This is a genomic window from Halobacteriovorax sp. BALOs_7 (assembly GCF_003612895.1).
Classification (GTDB): domain Bacteria; phylum Bdellovibrionota; class Bacteriovoracia; order Bacteriovoracales; family Bacteriovoracaceae; genus Halobacteriovorax_A; species Halobacteriovorax_A vibrionivorans.
On record NZ_CP027772.1, the window covers coordinates 2,329,877 to 2,344,992 of the forward strand.

The 15,116-nt window shown below is 35.1% G+C and carries 21 protein-coding genes; 9 read left to right on the forward strand and 12 right to left on the reverse strand.

Annotation, left to right across the window (positions count from 1 at the left end):
- Nucleotides 1-138: 138 nt before the first annotated feature.
- The 3 genes from BALOs_RS11110 (at nucleotide 139) to BALOs_RS11120 (ending at nucleotide 3,343) form a co-directional block, all read left to right on the forward strand.
- On the forward strand, nucleotides 139-2,019 hold the full coding sequence (locus tag BALOs_RS11110; RefSeq protein WP_120405220.1) for a sensor histidine kinase: 1,881 nt from the start codon (nucleotides 139-141) through the stop codon (nucleotides 2,017-2,019).
- 72 nt (nucleotides 2,020-2,091) lie between these two features.
- Complete coding sequence (locus BALOs_RS11115) at nucleotides 2,092-3,030, forward strand: HD-GYP domain-containing protein (protein WP_120405221.1); 939 nt, start codon at nucleotides 2,092-2,094, stop codon at nucleotides 3,028-3,030.
- Nucleotides 3,014-3,343 (forward strand): hypothetical protein, encoded by a 330-nt coding sequence (locus tag BALOs_RS11120; protein ID WP_120405222.1) that lies wholly within the window; start codon nucleotides 3,014-3,016, stop codon nucleotides 3,341-3,343. Before BALOs_RS11115 ends, BALOs_RS11120 begins: the two co-directional genes overlap by 17 nt.
- Here the strand turns inward: BALOs_RS11120 and BALOs_RS11125 are convergent.
- Both BALOs_RS11125 and BALOs_RS11130 read right to left on the reverse strand, forming a co-directional pair.
- Entirely contained in the window at nucleotides 3,326-3,754 is a 429-nt protein-coding gene (locus tag BALOs_RS11125) for a hypothetical protein (protein ID WP_114705287.1), read from the reverse strand. The genes BALOs_RS11120 and BALOs_RS11125 overlap by 18 nt on opposite strands.
- Nucleotides 3,755-3,757: 3 nt before the next feature.
- A complete protein-coding gene (locus BALOs_RS11130) occupies nucleotides 3,758-4,879 on the reverse strand; it encodes a ParA family protein (protein WP_114705288.1) in 1,122 nt (373 codons plus the stop codon).
- 126 nt (nucleotides 4,880-5,005) lie between these two features.
- On the opposite strand from BALOs_RS11130, the gene BALOs_RS11135 reads away from it, so the two are divergent.
- A complete protein-coding gene (locus BALOs_RS11135; protein ID WP_114705289.1) occupies nucleotides 5,006-5,539 on the forward strand; it encodes a GNAT family N-acetyltransferase in 534 nt (177 codons plus the stop codon).
- A gap of 6 nt (nucleotides 5,540-5,545) precedes the next feature.
- Here BALOs_RS11135 and serS read toward each other — a convergent pair whose 3' ends face one another.
- On the reverse strand, nucleotides 5,546-6,826 hold the full coding sequence (gene serS, locus BALOs_RS11140) for a serine--tRNA ligase (protein ID WP_114705290.1): 1,281 nt from the start codon (nucleotides 6,824-6,826) through the stop codon (nucleotides 5,546-5,548).
- 91 nt (nucleotides 6,827-6,917) lie between these two features.
- On the opposite strand from serS, the gene BALOs_RS11145 reads away from it, so the two are divergent.
- Nucleotides 6,918-7,124: a hypothetical protein gene (locus BALOs_RS11145; RefSeq protein ID WP_114705291.1), complete on the forward strand. Its 207-nt coding sequence runs from the start codon at nucleotides 6,918-6,920 to the stop codon at nucleotides 7,122-7,124.
- Here BALOs_RS11145 and lgt read toward each other — a convergent pair.
- From lgt to BALOs_RS11160, 3 genes are read right to left on the reverse strand one after another with little or no spacing between them, the layout of a single operon-like run.
- The gene (gene lgt, locus BALOs_RS11150; RefSeq protein ID WP_120405223.1) at nucleotides 7,102-7,878 is read right to left on the reverse strand and encodes a prolipoprotein diacylglyceryl transferase; all 777 of its coding nucleotides are present in this window, start codon (nucleotides 7,876-7,878) and stop codon (nucleotides 7,102-7,104) included. The genes BALOs_RS11145 and lgt overlap by 23 nt on opposite strands.
- A complete protein-coding gene (locus BALOs_RS11155; RefSeq protein WP_158536723.1) occupies nucleotides 7,878-8,354 on the reverse strand; it encodes a DUF2489 domain-containing protein in 477 nt (158 codons plus the stop codon). Before BALOs_RS11155 ends, lgt begins: the two co-directional genes overlap by 1 nt.
- A gap of 22 nt (nucleotides 8,355-8,376) precedes the next feature.
- Nucleotides 8,377-9,276 (reverse strand): radical SAM protein, encoded by a 900-nt coding sequence (locus BALOs_RS11160; RefSeq protein ID WP_120405224.1) that lies wholly within the window; start codon nucleotides 9,274-9,276, stop codon nucleotides 8,377-8,379.
- A gap of 39 nt (nucleotides 9,277-9,315) precedes the next feature.
- Here BALOs_RS11160 and BALOs_RS11165 point away from each other — a divergent pair, with 39 nt between their 5' ends.
- Together BALOs_RS11165 and BALOs_RS11170 are read left to right on the forward strand one after the other, a co-directional pair.
- Nucleotides 9,316-9,624: a hypothetical protein gene (locus BALOs_RS11165; protein WP_114705295.1), complete on the forward strand. Its 309-nt coding sequence runs from the start codon at nucleotides 9,316-9,318 to the stop codon at nucleotides 9,622-9,624.
- Nucleotides 9,625-9,633: 9 nt separating this feature from the next.
- Nucleotides 9,634-10,461 (forward strand): RluA family pseudouridine synthase, encoded by an 828-nt coding sequence (locus BALOs_RS11170; RefSeq protein ID WP_120405225.1) that lies wholly within the window; start codon nucleotides 9,634-9,636, stop codon nucleotides 10,459-10,461.
- On the opposite strand, the gene BALOs_RS11175 is transcribed toward BALOs_RS11170, so the two are convergent.
- The 3 genes from BALOs_RS11175 to BALOs_RS11185 all read right to left on the reverse strand — a co-directional run bounded on the left by BALOs_RS11175 (nucleotide 10,453) and on the right by BALOs_RS11185 (nucleotide 12,373).
- Nucleotides 10,453-10,650 carry a hypothetical protein gene (locus BALOs_RS11175; protein WP_120405226.1) on the reverse strand — a complete coding sequence of 66 codons (198 nt, stop codon included), beginning with the start codon at nucleotides 10,648-10,650 and terminating at the stop codon, nucleotides 10,453-10,455. The genes BALOs_RS11170 and BALOs_RS11175 overlap by 9 nt on opposite strands.
- A gap of 77 nt (nucleotides 10,651-10,727) precedes the next feature.
- Nucleotides 10,728-11,273, reverse strand: coding sequence for a YceI family protein (locus BALOs_RS11180; protein WP_120405227.1), 546 nt, complete (start codon nucleotides 11,271-11,273; stop codon nucleotides 10,728-10,730).
- Between the two features lie 83 nt (nucleotides 11,274-11,356).
- Nucleotides 11,357-12,373: an ABC transporter ATP-binding protein gene (locus BALOs_RS11185; RefSeq protein ID WP_120405228.1), complete on the reverse strand. Its 1,017-nt coding sequence runs from the start codon at nucleotides 12,371-12,373 to the stop codon at nucleotides 11,357-11,359.
- A gap of 145 nt (nucleotides 12,374-12,518) precedes the next feature.
- On the opposite strand from BALOs_RS11185, the gene BALOs_RS11190 reads away from it, so the two are divergent.
- Nucleotides 12,519-13,010, forward strand: coding sequence for a globin domain-containing protein (locus BALOs_RS11190; RefSeq protein WP_114705300.1), 492 nt, complete (start codon nucleotides 12,519-12,521; stop codon nucleotides 13,008-13,010).
- A gap of 1 nt (nucleotide 13,011) precedes the next feature.
- Here the strand turns inward: BALOs_RS11190 and BALOs_RS11195 are convergent, their stop codons facing one another.
- Together BALOs_RS11195 and BALOs_RS11200 are read right to left on the reverse strand one after the other, a co-directional pair.
- Nucleotides 13,012-13,905: a hypothetical protein gene (locus BALOs_RS11195; protein WP_120405229.1), complete on the reverse strand. Its 894-nt coding sequence runs from the start codon at nucleotides 13,903-13,905 to the stop codon at nucleotides 13,012-13,014.
- A gap of 9 nt (nucleotides 13,906-13,914) precedes the next feature.
- Complete coding sequence (locus tag BALOs_RS11200; protein ID WP_114705302.1) at nucleotides 13,915-14,334, reverse strand: hypothetical protein; 420 nt, start codon at nucleotides 14,332-14,334, stop codon at nucleotides 13,915-13,917.
- 69 nt (nucleotides 14,335-14,403) lie between these two features.
- On the opposite strand from BALOs_RS11200, the gene BALOs_RS11205 reads away from it, so the two are divergent.
- Complete coding sequence (locus tag BALOs_RS11205) at nucleotides 14,404-14,751, forward strand: hypothetical protein (protein WP_114705303.1); 348 nt, start codon at nucleotides 14,404-14,406, stop codon at nucleotides 14,749-14,751.
- 15 nt (nucleotides 14,752-14,766) lie between these two features.
- On the opposite strand, the gene BALOs_RS11210 is transcribed toward BALOs_RS11205, so the two are convergent.
- Nucleotides 14,767-15,063, reverse strand: coding sequence for a hypothetical protein (locus BALOs_RS11210; protein ID WP_133296847.1), 297 nt, complete (start codon nucleotides 15,061-15,063; stop codon nucleotides 14,767-14,769).
- Nucleotides 15,064-15,116 lie beyond the last annotated feature (53 nt).

Here is a 15,116-nt window from a genome sequence, read left to right on the forward strand (position 1 = left end):
GTTACTCTCTAAAGCATAAATATATTCAAATTGTACATTTACAAATTGATTCTATCAAAGAAAGATTAGCTGATTTTTTACAGATAGAACTTAAACAAATTCTTTTCAATAAGTCTTATTAAGCCCTATAATATCTATATGTTTTTTCGCTATCAAAAATTGATTATTCTCTTTAGTTTTCTAATGATAGTTCCTACTATTTGCGCAGCGAATGATTCAATCTATGAAATTACAGATAATACAGCTAGCCTCTTAAAGAATAATAAGATTAATATTTCGAAAGTAATCTCAATAAGGCGTAGCTCTAATAAAGAATTCCAAAACACAGACTTCCATACTAATAAAGCAAACTCATTTAATATTGAATACACCAAAGACTATATCTGGTTTAAGATAACCCTTAAAAATAACAGTAGTAATCTATTTAAAGGTACCGTCCACTTTACATCTAGCTTTATTGATACGAGCAATCTTTTTCTTCTAAATGATGGAGTTTTAACAAAAACCCAAACGTGGGAAGAATCCACATTTCGCTTATTCAATTCTTTCTATGTAAATATCCCTAGTGGAGAACAAAAGTCTTACGTTGTTAGACTAAATTCTATTCATCGATTAGACTCTGAAGTAAACCTATACAGTTTAAATAATTTCTTTAAAACAGAGTATGCCCATATCATATTAAATACGCTTTACTTTGGAATAATCCTATCCTTACTAATTTATAACTTTGTACTATTTTTTCTTGTACGCGAAACGGCCTATTTCATATACTCAAGTTTTTTATTTTTCGTATGCTTAACAGTAATGACACTTACGGGCTATCTTCAAAATATCCTAGGATTATATTTTCTAAAAAGTATTCTAGGTGTATTTAGTACATCTGCCGCATTTTTTACTTTCACCTTCGCTTATAAGCTTTTAGATTTTGAAAAAATAAATCAAAAACTTTATCGATGTTTAAAAATCATCTCTATTATAATATGGATTATATGCTGCACACTTATCAGTCTTAATGAAGTATGGATTGGGACGATTCCAGTAGGAACAATCATTGACTTATACATTCTATATGTCTGTATAACTGTTCTTGGAACGACAATATATATTAACTTTAAAAATCCAAGCTCAGAGTCAAAGGTTTATTTACTTTCATGGCTTATTTTATATGCAAGTGCATTTGCTTATTTTGCATCCTCATATGGACTCATTGAATATAACTTCTATACACAACACTCCATTCTTTTTGGAAATGTTATCGAGACTTTTGTGTTATCTATTGCACTAGGGTTAAAAATTAATCGAATCAAAAAAGAAAATGAAATTAATAAGATCAAAAATCTTGATCAACAAAAGTATATTCGACTGCTCAGAGTACTTTCTCATGATATTGCCAACTCACTATTTGTGATCTCTGGTTATGCTAGCCGGTACTTAAGACGAGGTCATGTCGATGATAAGAAGGCTTGGCCAAAAATCTATTCAGCGACCAATCATATAAAAGATATTCTCGATAATGTTAAGTCAGAACAAGCCTTAATAAATAACAAACCAGAAATGAAGGCTTTTTCGCTCAAGGAGTTAATAAATAATATTGAGACAATATTTCGACCTCAATGTGATAGAAAAAATATCAAGCTTAAAATTAACCAAGATAATATAAATCAGGTTATCGTTTCTAATCTTCCAATTCTCACTCATCAAATTATTGGAAACGTCATCTCTAATGCAATTAAGTTCACACCAGAAGGTGGTTTCATAAAAATAGATTCAAAACTTAAGAACGATCACTTAGTCATTGATATTATTGACAATGGTATTGGTATCAAAAAAGAAAAAATTCAAAAAATAAAAAACCATCATGATACAGGTATAAGTATTGGAACACTTGGAGAGAAAGGATCAGGGTTTGGATACTTTATTATTCGCTCTTATTCTGAACTCTTAAACATAACCTTCATCATTGAAAACCAAAATCCTGGAACTCTTGTCTCTTTTAAAATTCCTATTAAAGAAGAATAATTCTCCTCTATTATTGTAATAAACACGTTTTAGAAATACACTAATAGTATAGATATAATTTAATGAGAAGAGATGAAGTTTATACCATTACAAATTACAACTATTAGTCCATCCAAAACGATCACTTTTGATCTCTATATTTATTTTAAAGAGACTTACTTAAAGTATCAGGAAGCTGGAACACTGATTCCAACAGATAAATTAGAAAAGTTAACGAAACAAAAAGTTGCTAAATTCTATATCGATGATGAAGATATCCATATGTATCAAACATATATTCAAGAACTCATGAATGAAAAACTTGAAGATCAAGACCTTGGTATAGAGCAAAAAGTTGCAGTGGTTGAAGGAGCATGTCTAACCGCCGTAGAGCAATCATTTAAAAATCCAGATAGCGAAAAAAGTTATGAAATGACTGAAGTGGCAGCACAAAAACTTAAGAAAGTTTTAGAAACTGGTCCGGATGCTTTAAAAGAATTTTTTGAAAAGAAAACAATTGATACAGATCTTGTAATCGCACACTCTATGAATGTTGCAAGCTTGGCAACGAGATTAGCAATTCGAGTGGGTTGTAGTGACAAAGAAATTTCTAATATCTCAACTGCCGCTCTTTTGCACGATGTAGGTTTAACAAGACTAAACAAACAAGATCAAGAGTTGTTCAAAAAACATAAAGAAGATATGAATGATGATGAGCAAAGAATATATGGCCTACATGTAAAAGACGCCATAAGTGCTTTAAAAGATCGACCTTGGGTTAAAAAAGGTGTTCTTGAGTTAATCGTCAACCACGAAGAAGTACTAACAGGGAAAGGGCCAAATAAGCTTAAGAATTTAACTTTACCGATTATGATTCTATCCCTAGTTAATACATATGATAAGCATGTAACAATATCTGGAATGAATCCAAGAGATGCTCTCATGGAAATAACAGTGAAACATATTGATGATTTCGAACATGATATTATTAATAAATTTAAGGACATTCTCATTGATGAAGGCGTTATTTAATATTTTTTTTCTTCTTAGCTTTACTGCCCTATTCTTTTCATGTGATGGAAAGAAAGTAAGTGAAGAAAGTTGCGATATCGAATCGATGAAGTGCTATCGAGGCTACCCTCACTCTTGTAAGTTTATTGAAAAGTGTAGCGAAGTTGATCATAAGTTTACAAAGAAGCTATGTTCCAAGGCCTTCAATGAATTCTTTAAAGGTGGAAATCAAAAAGTACTTTTAAAGAAATATACAAATAAAATTCTCCATTGCTTTAATGATCGAGAATTTGAGAATTTTAAAATTGATAAGAGTCTAAGACCTAAAGAGTGAATCTCTTAATCTTTTTAGAAAAGATCGATGTGTATGGATTCTCTTTCTTGATTTATTTAGATCACGTGAATTATCCATATTAAGAAATTCTTTTTCACGATTTTCAATATACATTTCAAGCTCTAGCTCTTTTTGAGCACTAGTAAAGCTCTTTCTAAGTTCACGGGCCATAGCTTCATTTTTCATAGCAACTTCACTTGCCTTTTTAACAGCAAGAGATGCTACCGTACTCTTTTGGGCCTGAGACTTTGCCTCCCATGGCCTTAATTGATTCTGACGATTATTTTTTTCAGTGGCTTCATTATGATTCTTTAGAAGATCATTATTAATAGGAGAAGTCTTTCTTACCTCTCCTACTTTTTGAGTTGCTACTTTATTTTTAGCGGCTAAATCGCCTAGGCCAATTGCCATAATTTAAACCCCATGTCCAAGTGACGCCCCAAGGTTGCCAAGATTGCTATTTGCAATCCCACCCATAACACGCGCTTGATGCTTCAATGATTCAGACTGATTTGATCGACGTGAATGCGACTCTTCAATTGCTTTATGAATTTGCTTAAACAACTCAATCGTATCTTTTGCAATCGGTTTTCCACTTGCGTGTTCTGCAATTGAAAGGTTTAAGGCCATTGCTTCTTCTGCGCTAACTGATTCCTTGATTCCAATTGTCGTACAGCCTTCAACATTGGCGTAGTACCAATTAAGGATATCGTTACTTAATTTTTTATTAGAAGAATATTTTGTTGGAACAAAAATAGATTCAAAATCTAATCTCATTTCATCTTTAAATTCTTTTAAGAAGTGTGAGAAAACTCTAAAGTTTCTAAAGTTATTAATCTTACACTCCAGAGGAGAAATTAGCGCATCACATGCTACAAGAGCATTTGTAGTTAACTTATTCCAATTTGGAGAACAGTCCATAATCACAAGGTCAAAATGTTCTTTTAAAGGATCAATAACACGTTCTTTTAACCAAAACTCACGTCGGTTAATATTATTTAAAGAATCATTTAAAGCAACTAACTCAGGTGTTTCTGGAATGATAAAGAGATTAGGTAGACCAACCTGAACAATCACATCTTCTAAAGTGGCTTCACCACTAAAGTAATCACAGAGTCCTTTTGTTTGATCTAAACGCTGAATCAGTTCACCAAGGTCTTCACCATCATCAACCTCAGAGTCATAACCTAAAGACGTTGTGACATCTCCCTGAATATCAAGACCGACAACACAAACTCTTTGTCCGTGTAATGCAGCTGTACGAGCAAGGTTTAAAGCAAGAGTTGATTTTAAAACTCCACCCTTTGTCGTAAAAACACAAACTGAAGTCGACTTTTCAAACTTTTTGAAATATCCAACCTCTTCACCTATTTGTGGAAGTAACCCAGTTGGCCAACCTTTTCTAAAGATTGCGCCACTACGGTACTTGCGGGAGCTTGGAATTTTATTTTGCGATTCTAAGTCTTGAATCGTAAATTTTAAATTTGGGTCACCATATATATCGGCCACTTTTTTAAGTGGGTAGAAATTATCCATTATTAAGTCTCCTCCATAAGTACTTTACTATTAATTTTACGCATTTACGGTATCTCATGTCAAAATATTCCGCTTTATAAGTACTAGCTCTATACTTGAAAAGAGAAGCTGTGCTATGATTTCAATGTGGAAGCAGTATCGTTAGAACATATTTACGATTTTAAAGGACATAAGGCCCTAATTCGTGAAGTTTCGGCTTCTGACAAGAAACTCATCCTTGAAGGCATCAAGGAAATGCAACCTAAATCTATTTACCATCGCTTTTTTGCTGCTAAGAAAGGCCTAACAGGCAAAGAACTTATAAGCCTGACTGAATATGATAAGAGGTTTCACTACGCAATTGGTGCAATCACAGCAACATCACCTATTCATCCTATGGGAATCGCTCGCTTTGATATTTTCCGAGAAAATCATGAAGAAGCTGAATTCGCTATAACTATTATTGATAAATTTCAAGGAATGGGAGTTGGAAAAGAACTTCTTTCTCTACTTATAGTTGAAGCTAAAAAACGTGGCGTTAAGATTCTTAAGGGCGAGATGTTAACGACAAATAGTAATATGATTGGGCTTGCTCAATCCATGACAAAGTCTCATGGTTGTGAACTAAAACTTTCAAGTGCACATCAAGGGATTCAAACGCTAAGCCTTATCCTCCCTTAATATCTATTATTTATTACTTCTACCTTTTAGGAACTCTTTCCCACCCATATACATACGAAGTTTTTCTGGAATATAAACAGATCCATCTTCTTGTTGGTGGTTTTCAATAAATGGTACCAAGATTCTTGGAGTCGCAACCATTGTATTATTTAGAGTATAAACATGCTTTACGTTTCCATCAGCATCTCTATAACGAGTATTTGTTCTTCTTGATTGCCAGTCGTGAAGTGCAGAACATGAGTGAGTCTCACGATACTTCTCTTCACTTGGTACCCAGCATTCAATATCGAACATACGATACTTCCCTGCTCCCATATCTCCAGTACAAACTTCGAGAATTTGGTAAGGAAGCTCTAGATGTTTACAAAATTCTTCAGCTGTTTCAAGAAGGGCGTTGTGCCATTTTTCAGACTCAGCCTCTTCTCCTTTACAGATAATAAATTGTTCTGTTTTTTGGAATTGGTGAACACGGATTAAACCTTTTACATCCTTTCCATAACTTCCGGCCTCACCTCTAAAGCATGGCGAGAATCCAGCATAGAGAATTGGCAGGTCTGCTTCGCTTAGGATTTCTCCACCGTGAAGACTATTTAGTTGAACTTCAGCAGTTCCCGATAAGTAAATATCATGATCTGGAATATAGTAAGCGTCTTCTCTTCCTGTTGGAAAGTGACCTGTTCCATAGAGAGCATCTTCCCTTGCCATTGAAGGTGAAGACACAAGAGTGAATCCCTTCTCAATTAGCATATCAAGTGCCATACGGTGCATGGCCATCTCTAGAAGAACCATATCATTTCTTAAAGAGTAAGAGCGAGACCCGCAAACTTTTGCGATATTTTTAAACTCTGCCCATTCGTTCATCTCTAAAATATCAACGTGGTGTCTTGGTGTGAATGAGAAGTTTGGCTTCTCTCCTTCAACTCGAGAAATAACATTTTCAGTATCGTCTTTTCCAATTGGCGCATCTTTAGATGGAGGCATTGGAGTTAAGTACATTAACGTCTTAAATTTTTCTTCAAGTTCACTTATTTCAGGATTCATTTCCTTAAGCTGAGCGGCGATTTCTTTACCTTCAGCAATAAGTTTTGGTCTGTCTTCATTGGATGCTTTAGGAATTAGCTTTGAGTGAGCATTTCTCTTCTCTTGCAATTCTTGTTGTTTAGTTTTTAGTTCAGAGAGTTTTCCATCAATTGTTAATAATTCATCAAGATCAAGGCCAACACCTTTATTAGCAATAACCTCTTTTACTAGATCAACGTTTTCTCTGATAAATTTTATATCTAACACTATGCACTCCGGATGTTTTTTATGGTTGTTAGAATAACCCAAAAAGACTAAAATTAACACTCTAAATTGCTTTATAATCAGGGAGTTACTCATGGCATCATGTCGTTATTGTGGAAAAGAAATTACATGGATGAAAGATGGGCGTAAAAACGTTCCAGTTGAGGGGGACGGTGCCGTTCACAGGTGTGATAATATGATTAATGCTCGTAAGAGTTTTAGAAAAATTACACCAACAGAAGTTGATCCTGAACTTCTAAAGCAATATGAAAATGCTATTAACGAGAAGGCAAAGAAATAATTCCTATTCCAAATAGGATCATCACTGCACAATAGAATTGCCCTACTGAGAATAAATCGAAGAAGAGACCAATTTGAGGGTCCGGTGTTCGAAAAAACTCAACGATAAAACGAGAAATTCCATAGATAATCAGAAATAGGCCAGAGTTTAGTCCTGGCCTTTTTAAATTCTTCTTACAAGCAAAGAGAATAATAAATAGGACAAGACCTTCTAGGAGAGCTTCATAAAGTTGTGAAGGATGGCGTGGACTCATATCATAGAGCTTTGGAAATATCACCGCCCAAGAAACATCAGTAACTCTCCCGGCCAGTTCTCCATTAATGAAATTTGCAATACGGCCAAGCATAATTCCAATACCTACACCAGTTACTACAATGTCTGTTAACTCTAGAAATTTTAAGCCGTGTTTCTTAGCGTAATAGAAAGTCCATAGAGCACCACCTATCAAGGCTCCATGAAAACTCATTCCCCCCTGCCAAAAATAAAAAACTCTTTTTAAGTCAGCTGCATAATAGGAGAAATTATAAAAGAGAATATAGAATATCTTCCCTCCGGCCAGCATGACGAAGAAGCCTACAAAGAGATAGTTTAAGTAATGAGTAAAACTAATATTGAGTTTTTCTTTTGTGATTAAATATTTTCCAAAATAGAGTGTCCAGAAGTAGCCAAGGAAATAGGCCAGCCAATACCATGCAATTTTTATTCCTAGAAAATCAATAGCGATTGGATTCAGATTGTGGACGTAATATTGCATTAATTGGCCGATAAATTAGTTATTAACTTTTCACATTCAATAACTAAATTATCCATATGTTTGTCTTCAATGGCAAATCGCTGTTTATCTTGGTTGAAACGCTCTTGTTTTGAAAGGTCTTTTCTTGCTTGATGAGTATCAAAGTGTTTGATCTCTTCATACATTGAAAAGATAACTGGAAAGTCTGTGTTTTCAACGAAGTCAACGCGATCAATTAGCATTCTAATTCTGATACAAGCTTCACTGGCCTCACACTGCTTTTGCACAAAGGCACGTGCAATTGTAATAAGGCTATCGCGAACAAAAGCCTGACGTTCTTTTTCTCTTGCTTCCATCTTATCGTGTTCAGCAATTCTCTTTCGAGTTTCCTCTTTTAATTTTATATAAAAGAAGCCCACTCCAATCGAAAGTATAAAGATCAGAACAGATAGAATAATAAAAGCGATTGTGAATTGGTCTTGAGTCATTTCAAACATGAGCTTTTTATACTGCGAATTCCTACATATGTGAAGGTTTTGGTGGATAAGTTCCCACAGGAGCTTCATCGTACCACTGCTTAACTTGTTGAATTATCGTTGCCTGGTCTTGTGGCAGGCTTCCTCCAATAGGATACATATTAGAAACATGGTTAATTCGAAGTAAAATCTCACGACTTGCCTGAATTCCACTTAAAATATCGTGCATTTCACCGAGAATTTCTTTTGTCGTAAGCATCTCAAAGCCTCGTGTCACCATTCGATGATATGGCGTTCCTTCAACGGCCATAGTTGTGAGAAACGAGAGATAATCAGGAGAAATTTTAGACAGAACCTTAGCCGTCTCTACCACATGCGTTTGGGTATGCTTCTTTCCACCAAGCCCTAGCATGGCAATAACTGATAACTTCATACCAGCGGCCATTACTTTCAATGAGCCATCAATCATATCTTGGGCCGTATTGCCTTTTACGGTCATATGAAGAACTTTATCGCACCCACTCTCCATTCCGAGGTAGCAGATCCCAAGTCCAGCTTCCTTAAGAAAACGTAGCTCCTCATCTGTTTTATCCAGCATATTTTGAGCTGTGGCATAAACGCCCACTCGTATATCCCCAAATTCTTCCCTAATTGCCAGTAAACTCTTATAGATATCCTCTGTAGGAGCACCAAGAGCGTCGCCATCACATAAAAATACTTTAGATGGACGCATTTCAAAGCGGCGATAATAGGCACCGGCCTTGCGAATATCCTCCACGACCTCGGACGGGTTTCGCTCTTTATAGGTTTTTGAACGGTACATATTGCAATAAGTACATTTATTATTGGAGCAGCCAATGGTTTGTTGTATAAGAAGGGAGCGACCTTCAGAAGGTGGCCTAAAAACAGGTTCATCATATTGAATTGGAAAGTCGTAGTACATAAGATTAAATTACAATATTTGGCCATCAATTGGAAGCTAATGAAAGAATATATCATCGACTCCTATAGTGAAAAATTCATCGTGACTCTAAATGAAGAGAGTTCAGCGCAGTTTAATATCCTTTGTGATACGCGCTCAATAGCTCATCACCTTGCCCTTTCACTAAATCTTGGAACAATGCAAACTCCCCTCGAAAATCCAGACCTCTTTACTTTCATCGGTATGGTAAGAGGACTAAAAACCTATAGTCTTTCACTCGTCTCACCTAATTTGAGAGTCGATGAAGATGCGGATATTAACGATTGTTGCCAAAGTGGATGCAGCGGCTGCCCTTTTTATAATGGATAAGAAATAGATATGACTAATAAATTTACCGTAACGGCCAAGGCCCATACAGATATGAGTGCAGTTGATCTTCTCGCATCAAAATGTGAAAAATCAAATATTGAATTATCAAAGATAAAAATTAAAAATCTTATGAAACAAGGTGCTTGTTGGACAAAGTCAGCAAAGCCAGAGCGTATTCGCAAGGCCAAGTATGAAGTAAAGCGTGGTCAAACCATCAAACTCTTTGTTGATCTCAATATTCAAGAACAAGATATGAGTGAGCTTAAATGCCTTCACGAAACTCATCACTATGGTGTTTACTACAAACCTGTTGGCGTTTTATGCCAAGGGACAAAGTATGGTGATAGCTACACAATTTTAAGAGAGCTTCATAAGCGTATGGGACGCGAGCCTTTTCTCATTCACCGCCTCGATAAAGAAACTTCAGGTGTCATGATTATTGCTTACACAAAGAAAGGAGCAAGAGCATTTTCTCAACAAATTAAAGATCATAAGATTGAAAAGACTTATCAAGCTGAAGTAAAAGGCCATCCTCCAGAGTCAAAGAGACTTGAAAGTGTTATCGATGGAAAAGAGGCCATCTTAGAATATACTGTTAAAAAGAAGCTAGAGAAAACTTCCATTGTTGAAGTTAAACTTATTACGGGACGCAAGCACCAGATTCGTATTCAATTTACTGAACTTGGTTTTCCAGTCATGGGAGATCCACGCTATGGGAAAGGAAACGGAAACGATATCGGACTGCAATTAGTTGCTAGTAAGTTAAGTTTTGATGATCCGTGGAGAAGTGGAAATTTTGTGACAGTTGAGATACCTAAGGAGAAGCAATTAATTTAGCTTCTTGTCACCTTTTTCAATCATTGACTTAGAGCTAATATGCTTCACCTTGAGATTTAATTCTTTCTCAATTGATTTTTCAACTAATTCTTTCTTATAGTCAGCAATAGGATTCTTACTTCTTCTCGTAATGGGAATTAAGTAGTGATCCTTTTCAAAAAATGCATATTTTATAGTTCCAGCCTTCATATGAGGCTAAAGTAGCATAGATCCCAGATCCATGCACACTTTTATTATGATAACTGCGTCAAGTTTTTGTAAAGTCGTTATTGAACCTTAAACTCTAAATCAACCTTATCGTGAATGACCTTATCTCCTAACGTGCCGAGTAAAGTTGAACGGTACATAATTCCAAACTTTGTTCGATCAAAGCTTAAACTTCCACTGGCAAGCTTACCATTATAGGTCATATCAAAAGTTATAGGCTGAATCTTATTCTTGATTTTGAAGTTTCCCTTCACACGATATTTATTATCTCCAATCTTTTTTATATTTGAAGTCTCCATTGTCGCTGTTGGATATTTTGAAATCTCAAAGAAGTCGCCTGTTCTTAAGTGATTTTCTAATTTTTCTTTCCACTCACCCTCTAAATCACGTACATCGATTGTACTCATATCAACAGTAAAGGAAGCTTTTATCGGCTCTCCTTTATCATTAGTTTGGATATTACCATCCTTAAATTTGATATGGCCCCAATGCTCTCCACCGACTTTAGTAGCGTGCCATTTAATGAAGCTCTTTTTAGTATTAATATCTCCTGCAAATGCAAGTATCGAGAGAATAATACAAAAGCCTATAATTAAGAATTTCATGATCCGCTCCCAAGTAAAATATATTCACAATATTTTATGGGAGCTTTTAATTGCAGCGAAGACAAGATTTGGTTAAGTTTTTCCTAAACTGGTAAAAGGAAAGAATTGGCCACATCAATTGATAGGGATAGTTGCTGTCCTACTTGGAAGCTACTTGCATCATCAACTTGTACACGTAGAATTTTAGAATTTGTCGATGCCACTTCTAAAATATCAAATTCACCAAAACGGCGAATGACTTTAATACGTCCCTTTATGTCACCATCAGGAGTTACTTTCAAATGTTTAGGACGAAAAGCAAGGTAAGCAAATTGATTAGAAATACCAATATCATCAATGACCTCAAATTGACCGAAGTCATTTTTAAGAGTTAAACTCTTATCCGCTCGCCCAGTAACAGGCCCAGCAACGAGATTGACGAGCCCGCCAAAACGAGCAGCATCGATAGTAAGAGGTCTTCGGTAAAAATCGTAAGGATTATTATATACCTGAAGTTTAGCTCCACTTAAGTACATCAAACGATCACTTAAAGAGTAAGCTTCTTTCAAATTATGGGTAATGAAAATTAAGGAAATCTCGTTCTCTTTAAAAATTTCAAATATTTCATGACATAAAGTCGCTTTTAAAAACTCATCAATATTTGAAAATGGCTCATCTAAGAGAAGTACATCTGGCGAGATAACCATTGAACGAGCAAATAAAAGCCTTTGTAGTTGTCCCGCAGATAATTCATCTAAACGTTTATGGTCCTTATATTCAAGGCCAAAAATCTCAATCATATCTCTAACTCGATTAGAGTCCGCTTCAGGATTATCTAATAAGAGATGATCTTCAATATTTTCGAATACTGTCTTATCCCAATTAAGGCCATCAACACCAGAAACAATCTCAATTTTTAGGTCATGACTTTTTTTTACCTCTCCAGAAAGCGGAGTTAACCTATCGCAGAGGATATTAAATAAAGTAGTCTTTCCTGTCCCCGAAGGACCTAAAAGAGTTAAAACCTCTCCTTTATGTAAATCAAAAGAGATTTTATCAAATTGGCAGATCGACTTACGATCAAAATTATATGTTAAATCATTAACTTCTAGTATTTTCATGATGTCCTATGCTTAGCTTAGATTCTCGTATCTCATACAATCTGTAAATAATAGACTCAACTCAATCTTAAGAAAAATTAAATCATGATCATTTACTAGAGATACGATGCGCTAGCTAGATAGTAACAGCAAATGGGAATTGAAAATGGTCATAAATTATCGATTTGACACACAAGCAATTAAAGAGTCCTTTTATCGTATCGAGCCTAACCTAACGAATTTCTGGCGTACATTCTTTGATAATGTCTTCATTATCGAGCCAGATATGCAAAAGCTTTTTCGTCATGTTGATTTTGAAAACCTCAATGCCCTTGCATCTCGTGCCATGACTATTGCGGTGAAAAATCTGAACCAACCTAGTTATTTGAAATACTATCTGCGAGGTCTTGGAGAATACCAATTTAAAGTTGATATTTCAGAAGTCTATTTTCCTGTTTTTGAGCAAGCTTTTCTCGAAGCTCTAGAGACATATCATTTAAATAATTGGAATCAAGAATTAGAAAATAACTGGAGAGAGTTCTTTCACTTTGCCTTTGACTTAATTTCAGACGGAATGACTGATGCAACTCTACGCAGAGAATTTGAAGAATTTATGGAGGCCCAAGAAAAACTCGATAATTATAAAAAAGCAGCTTAACTTACTTAATCTTTTTATAGTTTCGAAACTCACCTATCATATGGCCGGTATATTCTTCTACCATTAAACGAATCCAATTCTTAAAATTAGCAAAGATACGTGGATCATTTAATTGTTCAAATGTTACATCATTATGATTTTTTTCAATCCAAGACTTTAGTAATGCGGGGTGTGTTCCTTCAAATTTTCTAAGCCCAAAAATTCGATCATATGTATACTCTTCAGATTCATGATCTTTTCCAAAATAAAGCTTTTCAAATGCACGCTTTTTATCAGACATCGCATTCTCTTTTCTGGCCCATCCATAGTGGAAAATACGAGCACCAGTCTCTATTGCACTCGGCTTTCTGCCATCTGAAAAACGAAACCCTTGAGCATCAAGATAGCTCTCAAGCCCTATTCCAAGCTTAACAGTTCTCACTTCTTTACGATATGAATGAGGATCAAATTTATAAAGATCAGTATTTCCAAAAAAATGAGTATAATTGTAAAGAAGTCCTTCGATTTCTTTACGATCAACCATTTTTCTAATTCCTTCTTCAATTAAAGAAAGGTCATCTTCATGAATGGCCTCATCACCTTGAATATATTGGCCGATTGAGCCCTTACAAGCTTCCATTGCAATATTAGTTTGTTGAGAAAGAATAAGTCCACGACTCATTATTGATGGGTCCCACCATGACTTAATAAACTTATATCGCTCTCCTGTAAGATTATCTCTAAGGTATTCATAAGTTCCGTCATCTTTGTCACACTCAGGAGTTTCAAAACCAACATTAATAACCACCTCATCACAGAGTGGATCTATACTTTGAACACTTTCTAAAATTGGATATTCAAGAGTAAGCCCGTGCTTGATAAAGCTAAAGCCAGAAACCATATTATTTTTAATCACAAAACCTTCTTATTTAATTAATTCTAAAGATGAATTGATTACGAGAAAATCATCACCATCTTGCCATCTTTCCTCTACTTTAATTGTTTGATTATCAATTTTTGTAAAAAGTAATTGAAAGCCATCTTCTATTGAAAATATTTCTATCTCATTATCACTAATGCGACCAGAGATTTCACCTTTATAAATTAGGTCGCTTCCTTGAATCGTAAAGACAGAATATGGATACTCAGCACTTAATCCACTACAGTTATATCCACCATCTTGAATTTTAAATTTTTCTTGAGAAAGAGAAAGTCGAAAATACACATTTTCACATGGGCTTGAAGCAGAGGCTGTCTTTGCAAAGCCTTCACCACTCCAACGGCCGTTAAAGTCGGCGTAAGATGTTGTTATCAATAAAGTACAAATAATTATCTTTTGAATCATTTCCATTCCTTAATTATGGGCCGACTAACTTCTATAGTCAAAGCGGGAAATATTAAATACAATTTATCCATGGCAAAATACTTTCAATTATTTCTATTCACCACCCTTCTTGGTTGCTCAAGCCCAGGACTCTATCTAGGAAAAGAAGAAGGGAGTATTTATAAAACTAGTGAACTTCGTCGATCACCAAGTGACAAAAAAAATGTTCGTATTCAAGGTACAATATTTAAATCTCTAAAAAATGACTTCTATTTAATACAAGATAGCTTCGGATTATTACTAGTAAAAATGAACCCAAGCTTACTTGGGGAAGATACTAGCTATAATCGCGACACAATCTTTTTAATAAGTGGTGAAACAGAGACAGAAACATCCCACTTTCATATAAAAGTTGAAGAAATAAAAAGAGTTAAATAACGGTACTATTTCTTATTATTGTTCTGAACGGCAGATATCATCGCCATATCTCATACAATCACCACTTGTATCACGTCTTTCACAACGCTTAATACAAGTCGCATCATAACCACAATAATCCTGTCCGTAACGCATGCAATCCCCATCAAAGCTTCTTCTAGTACAATGAGGGACACATCTCCATTCACGATCTTGTGGTGGCCTTCCATCTACAGAGCAAAAGTATCTCTGGCCATCAATAGTTACAGTTACTTCTGCAAAGACGAAGCCTGCAGAAAGAATAAAAAATAGAGCTAGTATTAGTTTTTTCATATCTCTATTTGAGCGCATTAGAAACAATATGTTTAGACGGGCCGCATATAAAG